The sequence below is a fragment of the Catenulispora sp. MAP12-49 genome, assembly GCF_041262705.1.
Taxonomy (GTDB): domain Bacteria; phylum Actinomycetota; class Actinomycetes; order Streptomycetales; family Catenulisporaceae; genus Catenulispora.
Map to the genome: position 1 here is coordinate 213,070 of NZ_JBGCCP010000012.1, position 24,785 is coordinate 237,854.

The window sequence follows — 24,785 nt, forward strand, 5'->3', positions numbered from 1 at the left end:
ATGACCGGATCCGCTGACGGACTTCACGATCTGACGGCCGGACAACTCGGCCTTTGGTATGCCCAGCAGCTGAATCCCGAAGGCGCACTGCACAACATGGGCGTCTATGTGGAAATCCGAGGCGGCCTGGATCTGGACTTGTTCGAAAGGGCTCTGCGGACCACGGTCGCCGAAGCCGAGGCGCTGCACCTGCGGATCCGGACGGAGGGCGGGCAGCCGGCCCAGTCCGTCGGTCGTTTGCAGGACTGGCCCCTGCACCTGCTCGATGTCAGCGCCGAGTCGGACCCCACCGCCGCCGCGCGGGAGTGGATGTGGCGCGACATGCACCGTCCTGTCGACCTCGCGACCGGTCCGCTGTTCACCCAGGCCGTGTTCCGCGCCGGTCCGGACCGGTTCCTGTGGTACCAGCGCGTGCCCCACATCGCCGTCGACGGTTTCGGCGCCTCGGTCGTCCTGGCCCGCCAGGCCGCCGTCTACACGGCGCTGGCCGCCGGCCGGGACCCGGCGGCGGGCGCCCTGGCGCCGTACTCGGAACTGATCGCCGCCGACGCCGCCTACCGTGTCTCGCCGGCATTCGGCCAGGACGCCGCTTACTGGCGTACGGCCCTGGACGGCTGCCCCGAAGCCGTCGGCCCCGACGGCCGCCGGGTCCGCCGGGCCCGGCTCCTGCCCAGCCGCCACCGGGTCGAGTTCGGTGTCGAGGAGTCGGCGGGGATCCGCGCCGCCGCCCGTCTTGCCGGTGTCGGCGTCGCCGAGTTCCTGGTCGGCGCCGCGGCCGCGTATCTGCACCGCGGCACCGGGGCCGAGGACGTCGTCGTGGGGTTCCCGACGATCGGACGCCCGACGACGCTGCGCGGCATCCCGGGCATGACGACCAACGTCCTGCCGGTCCGCCTGGCGGTGCGGCCGCACACCTCCGTCGCCGCACTTCTCACGCAGACTTCCGGAGCGGTCCGGGACGCGATGCGGCACCAGCTCCACCGGCACGAGAGCATCCGCACCGCCCTGAATTTGGGCCCTGACGCCGCGCTGTGGGGCCTGTCGGTCAACGTCGTCCCGGACAGTGCCGTCCTGACCTTCGGCGACTGCCCCGCCGAGGTCCACACCCTGGCCAGCGGCCCCGTCGACGACATGCGCCTCAACGTCTACGGCGCCTCCTCCGACGGCGTGCTGTCGGTCGCCTTCGACGCCAACCCCGAGGTCCACACCGCCGACTCGGTCCGCGCCCTCGCCGACCGCTTCCAGCGCGTCCTGACCGCGATGGCGACCGTGCCGGGGGACCAGGCCGTCGGCCGGCTGCCGGTCCTCGGACCGGCCGAGCGCGAGCGCGTCCTGCGGACCTGGAACGCCACCACGGTCCCGACTCCCTCGACGCCGATGCCCTCGCTGTTCCACGAGCGCGCATCGCAGTACCCGGACACGGTGGCCGTGGTCGCCGACGACACGACGCTCAGCTACGGCGAGCTCGACGCCCGCGCAGGCCGTCTGGCCCACAGGCTGATCGCCGCGGGAGTCGGACCGGAATCGGTCGTCGGGATCTGCCTGCCGCGCGGGGCCGCCATGGTGACCGCGATCTTGGCCGTCTGGAAGGCCGGCGGCGCGTTCCTGCCCCTGGACCCGGGCTACCCGGCCGAGCGGATCGCCTTCATGGTCCAGGACGCACACCCGACGTGCGTCGTGACTATCAGTGATCTGACGACAGTGGTTGCCGGAGACCCCGACGTCCCGCTGCTGATCCTGGACGACGGCGCGCTCGAGGCAGCGGACAAGCCGATGGACGAGCCGACGGCACCAGTCGCCGTCTTGTCCTCCCACGCCGCGTACGTGATCTACACCTCGGGATCCACCGGACGCCCGAAGGGCGTCGTCGTCACCCACGCCGGCCTGCCGAGCCTGGCCGCCGCGCAGATCGCAGAGTTCGACCTCACCGCCGACTCCCGAGTCCTCGCGTGCAGCTCGCCGAGTTTCGACGCCTCCGTCTGGGAATTGCTGATGGCCTTCGCGGCGGGCGGCACGATGGTGATCGCCCCGCCGCGCGCGTTCGACGGCGCGGAGCTGGCGGCGCTGATGCGCCGGGAGCGGGTCAGCCACGCCACGGTGACGCCGGCCGCGCTCAGCGGCGTCCCCGCGGACCGGATGACCGACCTGCGCACGATCATCTCGGCCGGGGAGGCGGTCACCGGCGAGCTGGTGGCGCGCTGGTCGGCCGGCCGCCGCTTCGTCAACGCCTACGGGCCGACCGAGAACACGGTCTGCGCGACCATGGCGAACCCGCTGGCCGTAGGCCAGGACCCGCACATCGGCACGCCGATCGCCAACACCCGCGTGTACGTCCTCGACGCCCACCTCGCCCCGGTCCCGGCCGGGGCGGCCGGCGAACTCTACGTCGCCGGCATCGGCCTGGCCCGTGGATACCTGGGCCGTCCGGGTCTGACCGCGGCGCGGTTCGTGGCCGATCCGCACGCCGCCGACGGGTCCCGGCTGTACCGCACCGGCGATGTGGTGCGCTGGACCGCCGACGGCCGCCTCCAGTTCCTGGGCCGGACCGACGACCAGGTGAAGATCCGCGGGTTCCGGATCGAGCCCGGCGAGGTCGAGACGGTCGTGGCGCGGTGTCCGCTGGTCGGCCGGACCGCTGTCGTCGTGCGGGAGGACGTCCCCGGCGACAAGCGGCTGGTCGCGTATGTCGTGCCCGCCGACGGTACCGGCGGCAACGCCAACGCCAACGCGCCGTTGAGCGCACGGGTGCGCGCGTTCGTGTCCGACCGCGTCCCGGAGCACCTCGTGCCCTCCGCCGTGGTGGTGCTGGATGCGCTTCCGCTGACGGTGAACGGGAAGCTGGACCACAGGGCGCTGCCCGCGCCGGACTACGCACCGGAACACGCGGCGGGCCCCGGCCGGATCCCGGCGACCATGGTGGAGGAACTGCTCGGCTCGGTGTTCGCCGAAGTCCTCGGTCTGGAACGGATCGGCGCCGACGACGACTTCTTCGCGCACGGCGGCCATTCGCTGCTCGCCACCCGGCTGGTCGGCCGGATCCGCCCGGTGTTCGGCGTCGAGGTCTCGGTGCGCTCGGTGTTCGAGGCGCCGACGCCGCGCGCGCTCGCACGCCGGCTGGAGCTGGCGGGTCCGGCCCGGGCCGCGCTGGCGCCGTGGGAGCGTCCGGACCCGATGCCGTTGTCGTTCGCTCAGCAGCGGCTGTGGTTCCTGGACCGGCTCGACCGCTCGGCCTCCGTCTACGTGAACCCGATCGCGGTGCGGTTGTCGGGTGCGCTGGACGCGGCGGCGCTGTCGGCGGCGTTGCGGGACGTGGTGGAACGGCACGAGGTGCTGCGGACGGTGTTCCCGGCGGTGGACGGCGTGCCGTGCCAGCGCGTGTTGAGCGCCGATGCCGATGCCGATGCCGATGTCTATGCCGATGCCGATGCCAATGCCAATGCCAATGCAGTGGCCGTGGCCGTCGACGTGCCGGTGGAACAGGTCGGCGAGGCCGATCTGGCCGAGCTCATCGCCGCCGCGGCCCGGCAGACCTTCGACCTCGAAGTCGACGTCCCGCTGCGCGCCCGGCTGTTCCAGGTCGGCCCGGATGAGCACGTGCTGGTCCTGGTGGTGCACCACATCGCGACCGACGGCTGGTCGATGGGCCGGCTGGCCGACGACCTCTCCGCGGCGTACTCGGCGCGGTGTCAGGGTTCTGTGCCAGTGTGGGAGCCGCTGCCGGTCCAGTACGCGGACTACGCGTTGTGGCAGCGGGAGCTGCTGGGATCCGAGGACGACGCGGACAGCCTGCTGTCGCGGCAGGTGGCGTTCTGGCAGCAGGCTTTGGCCGGGGTTCCGGAGGAGCTGGCGCTGCCCGTCGACCGGGGGCGTCCGGCGGCGTCCGGTCATGAGGGCCACACGGTGGAGGTGATGGTTCCGGCCGGGATCCACGCCCGGCTGGCCGAGGTGACGCGCAGCCATGGCGTGACGGCGTTCATGGTGGTGCAAGCCGCCCTGGCCGTCACACTCTCCAAGCTGGGTGCGGGTGCTGACATCCCCATCGGATCGCCGGTGGCCGGTCGTACCGATGAGGCGCTGGACGATCTGGTCGGCTTCTTCGTCAATACCCTGGTTCTGCGTACCGACGTCTCCGGCGACCCGACGTTCGCCGAACTGCTGGACCGCGTCCGCGAGGCGAGCCTGTCGGCGTTCGCGAACCAGGACGTGCCGTTCGAGCGTCTGGTGGAGGCGCTGGCTCCGGTCCGGTCGATGGCCCGGCATCCGTTGTTCCAGGTCATGCTCACGGTGCGGAGCATCGCCGAGACGACCCTGGAGCTGCCCGGTGTGCGTACCGCGCTGCTGCCGACCGGTGCCGAGTCGGCCCGGTTCGATCTGGACGTGCGGCTGGGGGAGTACTGGGAGGCCGACGGTGCCCCGGCGGGACTGCGGGGCTCGGTGACGGTCTCGGCCGACCTGTTCGATCCGGACAGCGCCGCGCTGTTCGGGCAGCGACTCGTGCGCGTGCTCGACGCGGTGACGCGGGATCCGTCGGTGAGTCTCAGTCGGCTCTCGGTGCTCGATGAGGCCGAGCGTCGTCAGGTGGTGCTGGGGTGGAACGACACGGCGGCCGAGGTGCCGTCGGAGGTGGTTCCGGAGCTGTTCGCGCGCCGTGCCTCACAGAATCCTGACGCGGTTGCGGTGGTGTGTGGGGATTCCGTTGTCACGTATGGGGAGTTGGATGCGCGGGCCAATCGTGTCGCGCAGTACTTGCGTGGTGTTGGCGTTGGTCCAGAGCGCGTGGTGGGCTTGTGTCTGCCGCGTGGGATCGACATGGTCACGGCGATTCTGGGTGTCTGGAAGGCCGGCGGTGCCTACCTTCCGCTCGACCCGGAGTATCCGGCTGAGCGTCTGGATCTGATGGTCGCCGATGCGGCCCCGGTGTGTGTGCTCACACCCGAGTCGCTGGCGCAGGTGTGGTCCGATGCGGCTCTGTCCTCTGATGCGCCGGCGGTGAACGTCAGTGCTGACGGCCTGGCCTACGTGATCTACACATCGGGTTCGACAGGCGTGCCGAAGGGTGTGCAGGTCGGCCATCGGGGTGTCGTGAACCTGGCGTCGGCCTTCGGTTTTGAGTTGGGTGTGGCGCCGGGCGTCGCGGTGTTGCAGTTCGCTTCCTTCAGCTTCGACGCCTCGGTGTTCGATGTGGCGGTCGTGCTGGCCGCCGGCGGCACGCTGGTGGTCGCGGGCCCCGGCGAGCGTTCGGAGCTGGAGCTGCTGTCGATTCTGGTCCGTACCGCCGGGGTGTCGGTGGCGAGTGTGGTGCCGTCGTTGCTTCAGGTGTGGGATCCGGCTTCGGTTCCGGGGCTGCGCACGGTCGTGTCCGGCGCTGAGGCATTGTCGGCATCGCTGGCTGCTGCCTGGGGCGAGGGTGGCCGCCGCGTGGTGAACACGTATGGCCCGACCGAAGCCACCGTCATGGTGTCCTGCTGCGACGTGGACACCGCCTCTGACCGGACACCGGCCATCGGCTCCCCGATCGCGAACATGCGCATGTACGTGCTCGACGACATGCTGAACCCCGTTCCGGCGGGCGTGACCGGTGAACTGTATGTGGCCGGTACGCAGGTGGCGCGCGGCTATGCGGGCCGACCCGGGCTGTCCGCCGAGCGCTTCCTCGCCGACCCGTTCGACGGTGCCGCCGGCTCCCGGATGTACCGGACCGGCGACCTTGCGCGCTGGTCCGCCGACGGCCGACTGGAGTTCGCCGGCCGCGCCGACGAGCAGGTGAAGATCCGCGGGTTCCGCATCGAACCCGGCGAAGTCGAGACCGTGGTCGCCGACCACGAACTGGTGTCACAGGCGGCTGTCATCGCCCGTGAGGACACCCCCGGAGACAAGCGCCTCGTCGCCTACATCGTCCCGGCGGACACCGCGGCCTCAGCTTCCGCGCTGAGCTCGCAGATCCGCGACTTCGTGGCCGGCCGCCTTCCCGACTACATGGTTCCGTCGGCGATCGTCGTGCTGGACGTGCTGCCGCTGACCGCGAACGGCAAGCTGGATCGCCGGGCGCTGCCCGCCCCCGCCCTCACGGCTTCGGCGCCGGGCCGTCGCCCGGCCACCCTGGTCGAGGAACTCCTGTGCACGGTGTTCGCCGAAGTCCTCGGCGTGGACCGGGTCCAGCCCGATGAAGGCTTCTTCGACCTCGGCGGCCACTCGCTCCTGGCGACCCGGCTCGCCAGCCGGATCCGCTCGGTGCTCGGCGTCGAGGTGGCGGTGCGGGCGATCTTCGAGGCGCCTACGGTCGCGGGCCTCGCCGCCCGGCTGGAGACGGCCGCCCCCGCGCGCGCCGCACTCACCGGGCGCGCCCGGCAGCAGACCATGCCGCTGTCGTTCGCCCAGCAGCGGCTGTGGTTCCTCGCGCAGCTGGAGACGTCGAGCACCGCGTACGTGAACCCGATCGCGCTGCGGCTGTCCGGTGCCCTGGACGTGCCGGCGCTCTCGGCGGCGGTGCGGGATGTGCTGGAGCGGCACGAGGTACTGCGCACCGTGTTCCCGGCGTTGGACGGCGTGCCGAATCAGCGGGTGCTGGACGCGGGCGGCCTGGACTGGGACCTGCCCGCGGTCGCCGTGGCCGACACCGAATGCGCTTCGGCGATGTCCGAGGCCGTGCGCGAGCCCTTCGACCTGGAATCCGATCTGCCGTTGCGGGCTCGGCTGTTCCAGACCGCGCCGGAAGAGCACGTGCTGTTGCTGGTGGTCCATCACATCGCCACGGACGGCTGGTCGATGGGCCCGCTGGCCCGGGACGTCTCCGAGGCGTATGCGGCGCGGTGCCGTGGTGAGGCCCCGGTGTGGTCGCCGTTGCCGGTGCAGTACGCGGATTACGCGTTGTGGCAACGGGAACTGCTCGGCTCCGAGGACGATGCCGCGAGCGTGCTGTCCCAGCAGGTGGCGTACTGGCGGGAGGCTCTGGCCGGGATCCCGGAGGAGCTGGCGCTGCCGAGCGACCGTCCGCGTCCGGCGATGGTGGCCGGCCACCAGGGACACACGATCGAGATGCCGGTTCCGGCACCCGTGCACCGGCGCTTGGCCGAGGTCGCGCGCGAGCAGGGCGTGACGCTGTTCATGGTGGTGCAGGCCGCGCTGGCGATCACCCTCTCCAAGCTGGGTGCGGGTACTGATATCCCCATCGGTTCGCCGGTCGCCGGCCGGACCGATGAGGCGCTGGACGACCTCGTCGGCTTCTTCGTCAACACCCTGGTTCTCCGTACCGACGTCTCCGGCGACCCGACGTTCGCCGAACTGCTCGACCGCGTCCGCGAGGCGAGCCTGTCGGCGTTCGCGAACCAGGACGTGCCGTTCGAGCACCTCGTCGAGGCGACGGCCCCGGTCCGCTCGCTGACCCGCCACCCGCTGTTCCAGGTGATGCTCACGGTGCAGAACACCGACCGCGTGGTGCCCGGCCTGGCCGGGCTCGACGTCGGCGTCCTGCCGATCGGCACCGGAACGGCCCGCTTCGACCTGGACGTCTCGGTCGTCGAGTCCTTCCACACCGATGGTGCGCCGACCGGACTCGGTATCGAGGTCACGGTCTCGGCCGATCTGTTCGACCCGGAGAGCGCCGAGACGTTCGCCGACCGCCTGATCCGGGTGCTGACCACGGTGGCCGCCGATCCGGCGCTGCGGGTCGGTCAGGTCGCCGTGATGGACGCGGCCGAGCGTCGTCAGGTGGTGTCGGGGTGGAACGACACGGCGGCCGAGGTGCCGTCGGAGGTGATACCGGAGGCGTTCGCGCGCCGGGCTGCGCAGTGCCCTGATGCCGTCGCGGTCACCTATGAGGACTCCGTTGTCACGTATGGGGAGTTGGACGCGCGGGCGAATCGTGTAGCGCAGCACCTGCGTCGGGAGGGCGTGGACCCTGAGTGCCTGGTGGGTCTGTGTCTGCCGCGTGGGATCGACATGGTGGCGGCGATTCTGGGTGTCTGGAAGGCGGGCGGCGCTTACCTTCCGCTGGATCCGGAGTATCCGGCGGAGCGCTTGGACCTGATGATCGTGGATGCGGTTCCGGTGGGCGTGCTCACACCTGAGTCGCTGGCGCGGGTGTGGTCTGACGAGTCGCTGCCTTCGGATGCTCCCGGTGTGCAGGTCGGTGCTGACGGCCTGGCCTACGTGATCTACACATCGGGTTCGACGGGCATGCCGAAGGGCGTCCAGGTCGGTCACCGCGGTCTGGCGAATCTGGCCTCTGCGTTCGGTGCCGAGCTGGGTGTGGCGCCGGGTGTTTCGGTGTTGCAGTTCGCTTCCTTCAGCTTCGACGCCTCGGTGTTCGATGTGGCGGTCGTGCTGGCCGCCGGCGGCACGCTGGTGGTCGCGGGCCCCGGCGAGCGTTCGGAGCTGGAGCTGCTGTCGATTCTGGTCCGTACCGCCGGGGTGTCGGTGGCGAGTGTGGTGCCGTCGTTGCTTCAGGTGTGGGATCCGGCTTCGGTTCCGGGGCTGCGCACGGTCGTGTCCGGCGCTGAGGCATTGTCGGCATCGCTGGCTGCTGCCTGGGGCGAGGGTGGCCGCCGCGTGGTGAACACGTACGGCCCGACCGAAGCCACCGTCATGGTGTCCTGCTGCGACGTGGACACCGCCTCTGACCGGACACCGGCCATCGGTTCCCCGATCGCGAACATGCGCATGTACGTGCTCGACGACATGCTGAGCCCGGTACCGGTGGGCGTGACCGGCGATCTGTATGTGGCCGGTACGCAGGTGGCGCGCGGCTATGCGGGCCGACCCGGCCTGTCCGCCGAGCGCTTCGTCGCCGACCCGTTCGACGGCGAGAACGGTTCCCGGATGTACCGGACCGGCGACCTGGCCCGCTGGGCCGCCGACGGCAGCCTGGAATTCGCCGGCCGCGCCGACGACCAGGTGAAGATCCGCGGCTTCCGCGTCGAACCCGGCGAGGTCCAGGCCGTCGTGGTTGCCCACGAGCTGGTGTCGCAGGCCGCTGTCATCGCTCGTGAGGACACCCCCGGCGACAAGCGCCTCGTCGCCTACATCGTCGCGACCGACTCGCCGGACGAGGACCTCGTGGCCGGACTGCCGGCCTCGGTGAGGGCTCTCGCCGCCGAGCGTCTGCCCGAGCACATGGTGCCCTCGGCCGTCGTCGTCCTGGACGCGATTCCCTTGTCCGCCAACGGAAAGCTCGACCGTGCGGCACTGCCGATCCCGGACTACACGTCCGCCTCGACCAGCCGCGGCCCGGCCAACCTCGTCGAGGAACTGCTGTGCGCGGTCTTCGCCGAGACGCTCGGGCTGGAGCAGATCGGCCGCGACGACAGCTTCTTCGACCTCGGCGGGCACTCCCTGCTGGTGACCCGGCTCGTCAGCCGGATCCGCTCGGTGTTCGGCGTGGAACTGCCGGCGCGGGCGGTCTTCGAGGCGCCGACGGTCGCCGGCGTGGCCGCGCGCCTGGAGGCCGCCGGAGCGGCCCGCGCGGGCATCGTCGCGCGCGAGCGTCCCGACCTCGTGCCGCTCTCGTTCTCGCAGCAGCGGCTGTGGTTCGTCGCGCAGCTCGAAGGGCCGAGCACGACCTACGTCAACCCGATCGCCCTGCGGCTGGCCGGCCGCCTGGACCGGTCGGCGCTGGAAGCGGCGTTCCGGGACGTCATGGGACGGCACGAGGTGCTGCGCACGGTCTATCCGCAGCACGACGGCCGGCCGTATCAGCGGTTGTTGGACATGGACGAGGTGCTGTGGAGCCTGCCCGCAATCGCGATGCCCGAGACCGCAATGCCCGCCACCGTGATGCCCGAGCCGGACCTGGACGAGGCGATCGCCGCCGCCGCCGGCCGCCCCTTCGACCTCGGCACCGAGGTCCCGCTCCGCGCCCGGCTCTTCGAGACCGGCCCGGACGAGCACGTCCTGTTCCTGGCGGTGCACCACATCGCCACCGACGGCTGGTCGATGGGTCCGCTGACCCGGGACCTCGCCACGGCCTACGCCGCGCGCTGTCGTGGTGAGGCTCCGAAGTGGGAGCGGCTGCCGGTGCAGTACGCGGACTACGCGATCTGGCAGCGGGAACTCCTCGGCGGAGCGGACGACCCCGGCAGCGTGCTTTCCCAGCAGGTGGAGTACTGGCGGGAGGCTCTGGCCGGGATCCCGGAGGAGCTGGCGCTGCCGAGCGACCGTCCGCGCCCCGCGACGGCTGCCAGCCACCGCGGGCACACGGTCGATCTGACCGTCCCGGCCGCCGTGCACCAGCGGCTGGCCGACGTCGCGCGCGAGCAGGGCGTCACGCTGTTCATGGTGGCGCAGGCCGCTCTCGCGATCACGCTGTCGAAGTTGGGTGCGGGCACTGACATCGCCATCGGTTCGCCGGTGGCCGGCCGCACGGACGGAGCGCTGGACGACCTCGTCGGCTTCTTCGTCAATACTCTGGTTCTCCGTACCGACCTGTCCGGCGACCCGACCTTCGCCGAACTGCTGGACCGGGTCCGGGAGATGAGCCTGTCCGCCTACGCGCACCAGGACGTGCCGATCGAGCATCTCGTCGAGGTGCTGGCGCCGGTCCGCTCCCTGTCGCGGCATCCCCTGTTCCAGGTCAACCTCGCGCTGCAGAACACCGGCGAGGCGGTCCTGGACCTGCCCGGCATCCGGGCGGCCGCGGTGCCGATGGCCGACCTGGCGGCGCGGTTCGACATCGGTGTCGCGCTGGTCGAGGACTTCAGCGGCGAGGACGGCGGGTCCCGTCCCGCCGGACTGCGGGGCGTGGTGACCGTCGCGGCGGACATGTTCGACCCGCACAGCGCCGAGATGATCGCCCGGCGGCTGACCCGCGTGCTGGAAGTCGTGTCCGAGGACGTCTCGGCCCGGCTCAGCAGCATGTCGGTACTCGATGACGCCGAGCTGGCCCGCATCCTGCGGGACTGGAACGACACGGCCGTCGACGTCGCGCTGACCACGGCGCCGGAGCTGATCGCGGCGCAGGCGCGGCGGATCCCGGACTCGATCGCCGTCGTCTTCGGGGAAGAAGAGGTCTGCTACGAGGACCTGGAGAGCCGGGCCGCCCGGCTTGCGCACCACCTGCGCGGCATGGGCGTCGGCCCGGAGTCGGTGGTGGGTGTGGCGCTGCCGCGCGGCCTGGACATGGTGGTCACGGTGCTGGCGGTGTGGAAGGCCGGCGGGGCCTACCTCCCGCTGGACCCGGGGCATCCCGTCGAGCGGCTGGCGTTCATGCTCTCCGACAGCCGGGTGGTGGCCGTGGTCGGGACCGACGAGGTCCTGGAGGACCTGCCGGCCGGCCGGATCCGCATGGTCGCGCTGGACAGCCCGCACACCCAGGCGTTCCTGTCGGCCATGCCGACGACGGACCCCGGCGTCGCCGTGCTGCCGGACCATCCGGCCTACGTCATCTACACGTCCGGGTCGACCGGCGCGCCGAAGGGCGTCCAGGTCACCCATCGCGGGCTGGCGAACTACCTGGCGGTGGTGCCGGACCGGCTCGGGCTCGGCGGCAGCGGCGAGCGCTACGCCGTGGCCCAGGCGATGGTGACCGACTTCGCGAACACCGTGGTCTTCACCAGCCTGGCGACCGGCGGTGTGCTGCACATCCTGGACCACGAGGTGGTCACCGACCCGGAGGCGGTGGCCGGCTACGTCGCCGGTCGTGGCGTCCAGCACATGAAGCTGACGCCCTCGCACCTGGCCGCGCTCAGCGCCGGCGGCGGCCCGGCGCGGCTGCTCCCGGCCCGGACGCTGGTCCTGGGCGGGGAGGCGTCCTCCTCGGCGATGGTCGGCGAACTGCTGGGCCTGGGCGGCGAAAGGGTTCTGGCCAACCACTACGGGCCCACCGAGACCACGATCGGCGTGGCCACCACCCGGCTCACGGCTGCGGGTCCGGCGACCGCACGGCCGGCCGGTGCGCCGGTGCCGATCGGGACCCCGGTCGGCAACACCCGGATGTACGTGCTCGACGAATGGCTCAGCCCGGTGCCGGTCGGCGTGGCCGGGGAGCTGTACGTCGCCGGCCCGCAGCTGGCGCGCGGCTACGCGGGCCGTCCCGGTCTGACGGCGGGGCGCTTCGTGGCGGACCCGTTCGTCGCCGACGGCTCCCGGCTGTACCGGACCGGGGACCGGGTGCGGTGGACCGCCGACGGGCAGATCGTGTTCGGCGGCCGGGCCGACGACCAGGTGAAGATCCGCGGCTTCCGCGTCGAACCGGGCGAGGTCCAGGCCGTGGTCGCCGAGCACCCGCTGGTCGACCACGCGGCCGTCGTCGCGGGCCGGGACGACGCCGGCGAATCGCGGCTGGTGGCCTACATCGTGCTCACCGAGGACGCCGAGCGCGACGGGACGGTGGCCTCCGTGACCGGCTTCGTCGCGCGCCGCCTCCCGGACTACATGGTGCCCTCGGCGGTGATGGTGCTCGACGCGCTGCCGTTGACCGCCAACGGAAAGCTGGATCGCAGGGCTCTGCCAGAACCCGAGCACACGGAGGCCGCGGCCGGCCGCGGCCCGTCGACGATGGTCGAGGAGATCCTCTGCTCGATCTTCGGCGAGATCCTCGGCCTGGAGCGGGTCGGGGTCGACGACAGCTTCTTCGACCTCGGCGGGCATTCCCTGCTCGCCATCAGGATGCTGAGCCGGGTGCGGTCGGTGCTGGGCGCCGAGCTGGAGATCCGGGTGGTGTTCGAGGCACCGACGGTGGCGGGCCTGGCGAGCCGGCTGGAGCTGGCCGGCCCGGCCCGGACGGCGCTGGCGCCGCAGGAGCGTCCGGAGCGGGTTCCGCTGTCCTTCGCCCAGCAGCGCCTGTGGTTCCTGGACCGGATCCATGGCCCCAGCACGGTCTACGCGAACCCGATCGCGCTGCGGTTGTCGGGTGCCCTGGACGCGGCGGCGCTGTCGGCGGCGGTGCGGGATGTGCTGGAGCGGCACGAGGTGCTGCGCACGGTCTTCCCGGCCGTCGAGGCGTCGCCGTATCAGCGGGTGGTGCCGATGGCGGACCTGGCCTTCGAGCTGCCGGTCGTCCAGGTGACCGAGGCGGACGTCGCCGACGCGATCGCCGAGGCCGCCAGCCGCGCCTTCGACCTGACGTCCGAGCTGCCGTTGCGTGCGGTCCTGTTCCAGACCGATGTTCAGGAGCACGTGTTCCTCCTGGTCGTGCATCACATCGCGACAGACGGCTGGTCCACGGGCCCTCTGGCCCGGGACCTCTCGCAGGCGTACGCGGCGCGGTGTCAGGGTTCTGTGCCGACGTGGGAGCCGCTGCCGGTGCAGTACGCGGACTACTCGCTGTGGCAGCGCGAACTGCTCGGCTCCGAGGACGATCCGGACAGCCCCCACTCCCGGCAGGTCGCGTACTGGCGCGAGGCGTTGGACGGCGTACCGGAGGAACTGGAGCTGCCGAGCGACCGCGCGCGGCCGCCAGCGGCCTCGTACCTGGGGCACACCGTCGGTCTCCAGATCCCCGCCGACCTGCACGCGCGCCTGGCCGATCTGGCACGCGAGCTGGGCGTGACGCTGTTCATGCTGCTGCATTCCGCGACAGTGATCCTGCTGTCGCGGCTCGGCGCGGGCACCGACATACCGGTGGGCACGGCGATCGCGGGACGCACCGATGAGGCGCTGGATGACCTGATCGGGTTCTTCGTCAACACCCAGGTGCTCCGGACCGACTTGTCCGGCGACCCGACGGTGGCCGACATCGTGCTGCGGACGCGGGAAGCCAGCCTGAGCGCGCTGGGCCACCAGGACGTGCCGTTCGAGCGTCTGGTGGAGGAACTGGCGCCGGTGCGGTCTCTGGCCCGGCATCCGCTGTTCCAGGTGATGCTCAACCTCCAGAACGCCGCGCGTGTCGATGTCGACTTCGCAGGGGTCCAGGTTTCGGGCGTGCGGGCGCGTCAGTCCGTCGCCAAGTTCGACCTCGACATCGCGATGAGCGAGGACTTCGACGACGCGGGTGCGCCGGCGGGGCTGCGCGGTGCGCTGACCGGTACCGCGGACTTGTTCGACCCGGCGTCGGTGCAGCGATTCGCGCAGTGGTTCGTCCGGGTCGTGGAGCAGATGGCGGCCGACCCCGGCGTGCGGTTGAGCGCGGTGTCGCTGCTGGACGGCGCGGAGCGGCACCGGGTGGTCGTCGAGTGGAACGACACCGCTGTCGACGTGCCGGCGCTGACGTTGCCGGAGCTGTTCGAGCAGCAGGCGGCGCGCGCTCCCGGAGCGGTCGCGGTCGTGTGTGAGGGGGCTGATGGTGATCTGTCCTATGGCGAGCTGGACGCGCGGGCGAACCGGTTGGCGCGGTTGCTGATCGCCCGGGGCGTCGGTCCGGAGTCGCTGGTGGCGGTGGCGATGGGCCGCGGGGCGGATCTGATGGTCGCGTTGCTGGCCGTGGTGAAGGCCGGAGGCGCTTATGTGCCAGTGGATCCGGCGTATCCGGCGGACCGGATCGCGTTCATGCTGACCGACGCGGCGCCGGTGTTGGTGCTGGCTTCGGCGGCGGACGCCGGGTGCGTGCCGGCCGGTACGGATTTCCCGGTACTGGTGGTGGATTCCCCCGACACCGCGGCGGAGCTGCTTGGCTTGAGCGCGGCGCTGGTCGGCGATGCTGAGCGGTCGGCGCCGTTGTCGCTGGCGCATCCGGCGTATGTGATCTACACGTCGGGATCGACCGGGCGGCCGAAGGGCGTGCTGGTCTCCCACGCCGGCCTGGCGAGTTTCGTCGACGGCCCCTCGCGCGTGATGGGAGTCGGACCGGGCCACCGGGTCGGCCAGTTCGCCTCCGCCAGCTTCGACATGTTCGGCTGGGAATGGTTCATGACCCTGCTGACCGGCGCGACGCTGGTGGTCATCCCCGAGGAGCGCAGGTTCGGCACCGATCTGACCGGCTTCCTCGCCGAGCAGCGGGTGACGCACGTGACCTTGACCCCGGCCGTGGTCGCCACGCTCGCCGAGGGCTCGATCGACCCGTCGGTGGTGCTCACGGTGGCCGGGGAGGACTGCCCGCCGCACCTGATGAGCCGCTGGGCGCGGGGCCGGGAGATGTTCAACTCCTACGGCCCGGCCGAGACCACGGTCGACACGACGCTGTGGCGGTGTGACGCCGACGCCGGCACGACCGCCGTGGGAGCACCCGTGGCGAACACTCGCGTGTACGTGCTCGATGATTCCCTGTCCCCGGTTCCGCCCGGCGTGCCCGGCGAGTTCTACGTCGCGGGCGCCGGCCTGGCCCGCGGCTACTTCCGGCGCGCGGGCCTGACGGCCGAGCGCTTCACGGCCTGCCCGTTCGGCGCTCCCGGTGAGCGCATGTACCGCACCGGCGACCGGGGCAAGTGGGGCCCGGACGGGGTCCTGATCTATCTGGGGCGGACCGACGACCAGGTGAAGATCCGCGGCCGGCGGATCGAGCCCGGCGAGGTGCGGGGCGTGCTCCTGGAGAGCCCGCTGGTCCGGCAGGCGGCCGTCGTCGCTCATGTGGACGACGCCGGGGAGACGCGGCTGGTGGGCTATGTCGTGCTCGCCGGCTCGGCCGCGCCGATTGCGGGAGCCGCGGCGAAGGCTGTGCTCGCTCAGGGAGCTGTGTCGGCCGAGGAGCGGATTGCCGCCGTCCGGGGGTTCGCCGCCGAGCGCCTCCCCGAATACCTGGTCCCCTCGGCCTTCGTCCCCGTCGAGGCGCTTCCGATGACGGCCAACGGCAAACTCGATCGCAGGGCCCTGCCGGCCCCGGACTTCGCCGGGTCCGCGTCGGAGGGCCGAGCTCCGGCCACCGTCGTCGAGGGCGTCGTCTGCTCGGTGTTCGCCGAGGTGCTGGGGCTGGACCGGGTCGGCGTCGAGGACGACTTCTTCGCGCTCGGCGGGCACTCGCTGCTCGCGGTGTCGCTGGCGGAACGGCTGCGCGCCCGGGGCGTTTCGGTGAGTGTCAGGGCTCTGTTCGCCTCGCCGACTCCGGCCGGGATCGCGGCGGTGGCCGGGGTGCCGGAAGTGGTCGTGCCGCCGAACCGGATCCCGGCCGATGCGCAAGAGATCACCCCGGACATGGTCACGCTGGTCGACCTCACGCAGGCCCAGCTGGACCTGATCGTGGCCAAGGTGCCCGGCGGCGCGGCGAACACCGCCGACATCTATCCGCTGGCTCCGCTTCAGGAAGGCATGTTCTTCCACCACCTGATGGCCGAGGACGGCGGCGAGGACGTCTACCTGGAGCCCACACTGCTGAGCTTCGACTCCCGGGACCGGCTCGACGCGATGCTGGCGGCGCTCCAGCGGATCGTCGATCGGCACGGCATCTACCGCACGGCGGTGATGTGGGAGGGCCTGCCCGAGCCGCTGCAGGTGGTCTGCCGCACGGTGGCGCTCCCGGTCACCGAGGTGGCCGTGGACGCCGGCGGCGACGTCGCGTCGGCGCTCGCGCGGGCCGCCGGGTCGCGGATGGACCTGGCCGTCGCGCCCCTGGTGCGCGTGCACATCGCCGGGGAGCCGGGTACCGGCCGGTGGACGGCGCTGCTGGAGATGCACCACATGTTGCAGGACCACACCGGGTGGGACGTCGTCATGGACGAGCTGGTGGCGATCCTGGACGGCCGGGCCGACCGGCTGCCCGAGCCCGTCCCGTTCCGCGACTTCGTGGCCCAGACCCGCCTCGGCGTCACGCGCGAGGAGCACAGCCGGTTCTTCGGGGAGCTGCTCGGTGACGTCACCGAGACGACCGCGCCCTACGGGCTGCTGGACGTGCACGGCGCCGGCGAGGCCGCGCAGCAGGCCAGGGTCCTGATGGACGACGGCCTGGCGGCCCGGCTCCGCGAGCGGGCGCGCGTGCTCGGCGTGACCCCGGCGACGGTGTTCCACGTGGCGTGGGCCCGGGTGCTGGCCTCGGTCGCGGGCCGGGAGGACGTGGTGTTCGGCACCGTGCTGTTCGGCCGGATGAACGCCGGGGCCGGCGCCGACCGGGTTCCCGGGCCGTTCATGAACACCCTGCCGGTGCGGGTCCGCGTCGACGCCGTGGACGCGGCCGGCGCGGTCGCGGGGATGCACACGCAACTGGCCGACCTGCTGGTGCACGAGCACGCGCCGCTGGCGGTCGCGCAGCAGGCCAGCGGGGTGGTGGCGCCGGCCCCGCTGTTCAGCTCGATCTTCAACTACCGCTACCAGGGCGGCGTCGGCCGCCAGGGGGAGGAGCGGCGGCTCGACGGGGTCGAGACCGTGTTCGTCCGGCGCGTCACCAACTACCCCCTGGACGTGGCCGTCAACGACACCGGCTCCGGCTTCGGGATCGCGGTCGGCGCGGTGGCGCCGGCCGACCCGCAGCAGGTGTGCGCTCTGATGCTCACGGCGGTGGCGAACCTGGTCCAGGCCCTGGAGCAGAGCCCGGACCTGCCGCTGCGCCGCGTGGAGATCATGGACAAGGCCGGGCGGCGCCGGGTGCTCAGCGGTAAGCGGCGTGGCAGCGGGATCCATGACGTGATCGCCGAACGCGTGGCTCAGGGCACCGACGCTGTCGCAGTCGTGTGTGGGGATTCCGTTGTCACGTATGGGGAATTGGATGCGCGGGCCAATCGTGTCGCGCAGTACTTGCGTGGTGTTGGTGTGGGTCCCGAATGCGTGGTGGGTCTGTGTCTGCCGCGCGGGATCGACATGGTCACCGCGATTCTGGGCGTTTGGAAAGCCGGTGGCGCGTACCTGCCGCTGGACCCGGAGTACCCGGCTGAGCGTCTGGATCTGATGGTCGCCGACGCGGCTCCGATCTGTGTGCTCACGGCCGAGTCGCTGGCGCAGGTGTGGTCTGATTCCTCGCTGTCCTCGGATGCCCCGGCGGTGCGTGTCACCGCTGACGGCTTGGCCTATGTGATCTACACGTCGGGTTCGACGGGTGTTCCGAAGGGCGTCCAGGTCGGTCACCGCGGTGTGCTGAATCTGGCTTCTGCGTTCGGTGCCGAGTTGGGCGTTGCACCTGGTGTTTCGGTGTTGCAGTTCGCGTCGTTCAGTTTCGACGCGTCGGTGTTCGATGTGGCGGTGGTGCTGGCTGGTGGCGGCACGTTGGTGGTCGCTGGTCCGGGGGAGCGTTCGGAGCCGGATCTGTTGTCGGCTTTGGTCCGCACGGCCGGGGTGTCGGTGGCCAGTGTCGTTCCCTCGTTGCTTCAGGTGTGGGACCCGGCCTCGGTTCCGGGGCTGCGCACGGTCGTGTCCGGTGCCGAGGCGCTGTCGGCGTCACTGGCCGCTGCCTGGGGCGAGGGTGCCCGTCGTGTGGTGAACACCTACGGCCCGACCGAAGCCACCGTCATGGTGTCCTGCTGCGACGTGGACACCGAATCCGGTCGGATACCGGCCATCGGCTCCCCGATCGCCAACATGCGGGCCTATGTGTTGGATGCCTTCCTGGAACCGGTGCCCGCCGGAGTCATTGGCGAGCTGTACGTCGCCGGCGTCCAGTTGGCGCGCGGCTATGCGAACCGTCCCGGTCTTTCCGCCGAGCGCTTCGTCGCCGACCCGTTCGACGACGCGGACGGTTCCCGGATGTACCGGACGGGCGACCTGGCCCGCTGGGGCGCCGACGGCAGCCTGGAATTCGCCGGACGCGCCGACGAGCAGGTGAAGATCCGTGGCTTCCGCATCGAACCCGGCGAGGTCCAGGCCGTTGTGGCCGACCACGAACTGGTGTCGCAGGCCGCTGTCATCGCCCGCGAGGACAGTCCCGGGAACAAGCGCCTCGTCGCGTACGTCGTGGCCACCGACCCGGCCGACGAGGATCTCGTCGCCGGACTGCCGGCCGCGGTGAAGGCCCAGGCGGCCGAGCGCCTGCCGGAACACATGATCCCCTCGGCCGTCGTCGTCCTGGACGCGATTCCCTTGTCCGCCAACGGAAAGCTCGACCGCAAGGCCCTCCCGGCTCCGGACTACACGGCGACCTCCACCAGCCGCGGCCCGGCCACGGCGGCCGAGGAACTGCTCTGTGCGGTGTTCGCCGAGGTGCTCGGGCTGGAGCGGGTCGGGGTCGAGGACAACTTCTTCGAGCTCGGCGGCCATTCGCTGCTGGCGGTGTCGCTGGTCGAGCGGCTGCGGTCGCGCGGTGTCCCGGTGAGCGTGCGAGCATTGTTCGCCTCGCCGACGCCGGCCGGGATCGCGGCGGTGGCCGGCGGTCCGCGGATCGAGGTTCCGCCGAACCTGATCCCCGAGGACGCCACGGCGATCACCCCGGACCTGGTCACGCTCGTGGACCTGTCGCAGGCCGAGATCGACGCCGTCGTCGCGAAGGTGCCCGGCGGCGCCGCGAACGTCGCCGACATCTATCCGCTCGCACCGCTTCAGGAAGGCATGTATTTCCACCACATGCTGGCCCAGGACGGCGGCGACGCCTACGTCCAGCCGATGGTCGTGGAATTCGGTTCCCGGGAGCGGATGGACGCCGTGCTGGCGGCCTTGCAGCAGGTGGTGAACCGCCACGACATCTACCGCACCGCGATCATCTCCGAAGGGCTGCGCGAACCGGTCCAGGTGGTGTGCCGTCGGGTGGACCTGCCGATCGTCGAGCTGGCGGCGCATGAGAGTCCTGACATGACCGGGTGGCTGCTCTCGGCCGCCGGCGGGCGTATGGACCTCCAGCGCGCACCTCTGACCCGGGTGTTCGTGGCCGAGCAGTCCGGGACCGGCCGGTGGTCGGCCCTGCTCCAGATGCACCACATGCTCCAGGACCACACCGGCTGGGAAGTCGTGATGGAGGAGATCGCGGCGATCCTGCGCGGTGACGGGGACTCGCTTCCTGCTCCGCACCCCTTCCGGGACTTCGTCGGGAACGCCCGTCTCGGCGTCTCGCGCGAGGAGCACAGCCGGTTCTTCGCCGAGCTGCTGGGCGATGTGACCGAGACGACCGCGCCGTTCGGTCTGCTCGACGTGCACGGCGACGGCGCGGACGCCGCCCAGGCCACGCTGCTGGTCGACGAAGCCCTGTCCCGCCGGGTCCGGGGGCGGGCCCGCGTGCTCGGCACGACTCCCGCGACGTTGTTCCACGTGGCGTGGGCTCGGGTGGTGGCGTCGGTGTCGGGGCGCGAGGACGTGGTCTTCGGCACGGTCCTGTTCGGCCGGATGAATGCCGGTGCGGGTGCGGACCGGGTGCCCGGGCCGTTCCTGAACACGCTGCCTGTCAGGGTTCGGACTGACGCCATATCGGTCGAGGCGGCCGTGTCGGGGATGCAGTCGCAGTTGGCTGATCTCCTGGTGCATGAGCACGCGCCGTTGGCGGTCGCGCAGCAGGCCAGTGGCGTGGTGGCGCCGGCCCCGCTGTTCACCTCGATCTTCAACTACCGCCACAGCCGTCGGCCCGGCGAGGACGGAGCCGATTCGGCGCAGAGCACGGTCGCGGACGGCATCCAGGTCCGCCTGAACCGGCAGCGCACCAACTACCCGATCAGCGGCGCGGTCGACGACATCGGCGAAGCGTTCGAGATCGTCGTCGACGCGGTGGCGCCGGCGGACGCGGGCCGGGTGTGCGCTCTGATGCTCACGGCCGTCGAAGGACTGGTCGCGGCGCTGGAACACGACACCGCGACGTCGCTGGCCGCCGTGCCGGTTCTGGGTGCGATCGAGCGGTCGCAGGTGGTCGAGCAGTGGTCCGTCCCGGCGGTGCCGGTGGTGTCGGTGACCATGCCGGAGCTGTTCGCCGCGCAGGTCGCGGCGCGTCGGGACGCGGTGGCGGTGGAGTGTGAGGACGCTGCCATCACCTATGGCGAGTTGGACGCGCGGGCGAACCGCCTGGCCCGGCACCTGACCGGTTTGGGCGTGGGCCCGGAGACGGTCGTCGGCGTGTGCCTGGAGCGGTCGGCGGAGCTGATCGTGGCTTTGCTGGCCGTGTTGAAGGCCGGCGGTGCCTACCTGCCTCTGGACCCGCAGTATCCGGCCGACCGGCTGGCCTACATGGTCCAGGATGCGAAGGCGGTCTGTGTGCTGACGGCGTCGGAGCTGGCCGCGGCCGATGTGTCAGAGGCCGAAGACGCGGTGGAGGCGGTGTTCGCCCCTGGTCTGCTGCCGTCGCATCCGGCGTATGTGATCTACACGTCGGGCTCGACGGGGCGTCCGAAGGGTGTCGTGGTCGATCACGCCTGCGCGGTGGGACTGTTCGCTGCGTCGCAGGATCTGTTCGGGTTCGGTGCGGGTGATGTGTGGAGCTGGTTCCACTCGTTCGCGTTCGACTTCTCGGTGTGGGAGTTGTGGGGCGCGCTGCTGCATGGCGGCCGGGTGGTTGTGGTGCCGTTTGCGGTGTCGCGCTCGCCTGAGGAGTTCGTGCGGTTGCTGGGTCGGTCTCGGGTATCGATGCTGAGTCAGACGCCGTCGGCGTTCTATCAGCTGGTCGATGCTGAGGCCGGGTGCGCGCCGAGCGTGGTCGCCGATGTCCGGGCGGTGGTGTTCGGTGGGGAGGCGTTGGACCCGGGCCGGCTGACCGGTTGGTGGGCCAGGCATCCCGAGGGGCCGCGTCTGGTGAACATGTACGGGATCACCGAGACCACCGTGCACGTGACCTTCCAGGAACTGGCCCGCGACGCCGGTGCTTCGTCTGGTTCCGTGATCGGTCTGGGTCTTCCCGGGCTGCGGGTGTTCGTGTTGGACAATCGGTTGCAGCCGGTGCCGGTCGGCGTGGCCGGCGAGATGTACGTCTCCGGACCCCAGCTCGCCCGGGGCTATCTCGGCCGGCCGGGGCTGACGTCGGGCCGGTTCGTGGCCAACCCGTTCCAGGACGGCGGCTCGCGGCTCTACCGCAGCGGCGACGTGGCGCGCTGGACCTCCGAGGGCGTGTTGGAGTTCGTCGGCCGTGCCGACGAGCAGGTCAAGATCCGGGGCTTCCGGATCGAGCTCGGCGAGATCGAGACTGTGGTCCTGGACCACGCATCGGTGTCGCAGGCTGCTGTCCTGGTCCGCGAGGACACCCCGGGAGACAAGCGCCTCGTCGCCTACATTGTCGCCACGGATCCGGACGACTCGCAGCCGCCGACCGACCTGCCCTCCTGGGTGAAGGCCTCGGCTGCCGAGCGCTTGCCGGAGTACATGGTCCCCTCGGCGGTGGTGGTCCTGGAGGCCCTGCCACTGACCGTGAACGGCAAGCTGGATCGCAAGGCTCTGCCGGCGCCGGACTACACCGCGTCGCCGGCGGACGGCCGGGCTCCCGCCACGGTCGTGGAGGAGATCCTGTGTTCGGTCTTCGCCGAGGTGCTGGGGCTGGACCGGGTCGGCGTCGAGGACAACTTCTTCGAGCTCGGCGGGCACTCGCTGCTGGCGGTGTCGCTGGTCGAGCGGCTGCGGGCCCGGGGTGTTTCGGTGGGTGTCAGGGCTCTGTTCGCCTCGCCGACTCCGGCCGGGATCGCGGCGGTGGCCGGGGTGCCGGAGGTGGTCGTGCCGCCGAACCGGATCCCCGCGGACGCCGCGGCGATCACCCCGGACATGGTCACGCTCGTCGACCTGTCCGAGGCCGAGCTGGATCTGATCGTGGCCAAGGTGCCCGGCGGTGCGCCGAACGTCGCCGACATCTATCCGCTGGCCCCGCTCCAGGAAGGCATGGTCTTCCACCACATGATGACCGGCGGGGAGAACGGCGGCGGCGACGTCTATCTCCAGCCGACCGTCCTGGGCTTCGACACCCGGGACCAGGCCGACGAGATGCTCGCCGCGCTGCAGAAGGTCGTCGACCGGCACGACATCTACCGCACCGCCGTGGTGTGGGAAGGGCTTTCGGAACCGGTCCAGGTCGTCAACCGGCGCGCCCAGGTGCCGGTCTCCGAGGTGCTGCTGGCTGAAGACGCCGAGAACGCCGAGAGCGCCGGCAACGCCGCCGACAGGTCCGGCATCGAGGCCGGCAGCGACACCGAAGCGCACAGCGACACCGAAGTCCACAGTGACACCGAGATGGCGGCCCGGCTGCTCGCGGCCGCCGGATCCCGGATGGACCTGCAGCGGGCACCGCTCATCCGGGCCTTCGTGGCCGAGTTGCCCGGCACCGGGAAGTGGCAGGTCCTCGTGCAGATGCACCACCTGCTCCAGGACCACACGAGCCGTGTCGTCTTCCTCGAGGAGATCGCGGCCGTGCTGCGCGGCGACGACGCGGCGCTGACCGAGCCGCTGCCCTTCCGGGCCTTCGTGGCGCACGCCCGACTCGGGATCTCGCGGGAGGAGCACGGCCGGTTCTTCGCCGGGCTGCTCGGCGACGTCACCGAGACGACCGCGCCCTTCGGCCTGCTCGATGTGCACGGTGACGGTTCCGACGTCGAGCACGCGCGGGTGCCGCTGGACGCCCCGCTCGCGGCCCGGATCCGCGAGCAGGCCCGTCGCTCCGGGGTGTCGGCCGCGACACTGTTCCACGTCGCGTGGGCTCGGGTCCTGGCGTCGGTTTCGGGCCGCGAGGACGTGGTCTTCGGCACCGTGCTGTTCGGCCGGATGAACGCGGGGACCGGCGCGGACCGCGTTCCCGGTCCGTTCCTGAACACGTTGCCCGTGCGGGTCCGCACCGACCACGGTTCCGTTGAGGCGGCCGTGTCGGGCATGCAGTCGCAGCTTGCTGATCTGCTGGTCCACGAGCACGCGCCGTTGGCGGTCGCGCAGCAGGCCAGTGGCGTGGTGGCGCCGGCCCCGCTGTTCACCTCGATCTTCAACTACCGGCACAGCCGCGACTTCGGCCAGCGCCGCGCCGACCGCAGCGACGGCGTGCCGGACGGCGTCCACACGGTTTACAGCCACGACCGCACGAACTACCCGCTCACCGTCGCCGTCGACGACGTGGAGACCGGGTTCACCGCGGTCGTCGACGCGGTGGCGCCGGTGGACGCGGACCGCGTGTGCCGGTTGCTGCTCACGGCGGTCGAGGGCATCGTGACCGCGTTGCAGGACGAGTCAGGGATCGAACTCACCGACGTGCCCGTGCTGGGCGAGGTCGAGCGGTCCCAGGTGCTGGGGGAGTGGTCCGTCCCGGCGGTGGACGCCTCGCCCGTGACGATGCCGGAACTGTTCGCCGCGCAGGTCGCGGCGCGTCCGGACGCGGTCGCGGTGGAGTCTGAGGACGCCGCCGTCACCTACGGCGAGCTGGACGCCCGGGCCGGCCGGCTGGCGCGCCGTCTGGTCGGCCTGGGAGTCGGACCGGAATCGGTCGTGGGCGTGTGCATGCCGCGCGGCGTCGAGACCATCGTGGCCTTGCTGGCCGTGTTGAAGGCCGGCGGCGCCTACCTGCCCCTGGACCCGCAGTATCCGGCCGATCGGCTGGCCTACACGGTCCAGGACGCGAAGGCGGTCTGTGTGGTGACGGTGTCGGAGCTGACCGACTCCGTTCCTTCAGGCGACGTGCCGCTGCTTCTCCTGGACGTGGCGGATGAGTCAGAGGCCGAAGACACCCCGGAGACCTTGCTCGCGCCTGGTCTGCTGCCGTCGCATCCGGCGTATGTGATCTACACGTCGGGCTCGACGGGCCGCCCGAAGGGCGTCATGGTCGATCATGCCTGCGCGGTGGGACTGTTCGCCGCGTCGCAAGGGCTGTTCGAGTTCGGCGCGGATGACGTGTGGAGCTGGTTCCACTCGTTCGCGTTCGACTTCTCGGTGTGGGAGTTGTGGGGCGCGCTGCTGCATGGCGGTCGGGTGGTTGTGGTGCCGTTTGCGGTGTCGCGCTCGCCTGAGGAGTTTGTGCGACTGCTGGGCCGTTCTCGGGTGTCGATGCTCAGCCAGACGCCGTCGGCGTTCTACCAACTGGTGGATGCCGAGGCCGGATGCGCGCGGAGCGTCGTCGCCGATGTCCGGGCGGTGGTGTTCGGCGGGGAGGCGTTGGACCCGGCGCGATTGGCTGGTTGGTGGGCCCGGCATCC

Annotated in this window: 1 protein-coding gene (running past one end of the window); it reads left to right on the plus strand. The window is 71.4% G+C overall.

Annotated features, from left to right (window positions below; genetic code table 11):
* On the plus strand, window positions 1-24,785 hold the 5' portion of the coding sequence (locus ABIA35_RS23025; RefSeq protein WP_370359256.1) for a non-ribosomal peptide synthase/polyketide synthase. Its footprint extends 7,435 nt past the window's final position; 24,785 of the gene's 32,220 nt are visible here — the first part of the coding sequence; the start codon lies at window positions 1-3; its stop codon lies off the right edge, out of view.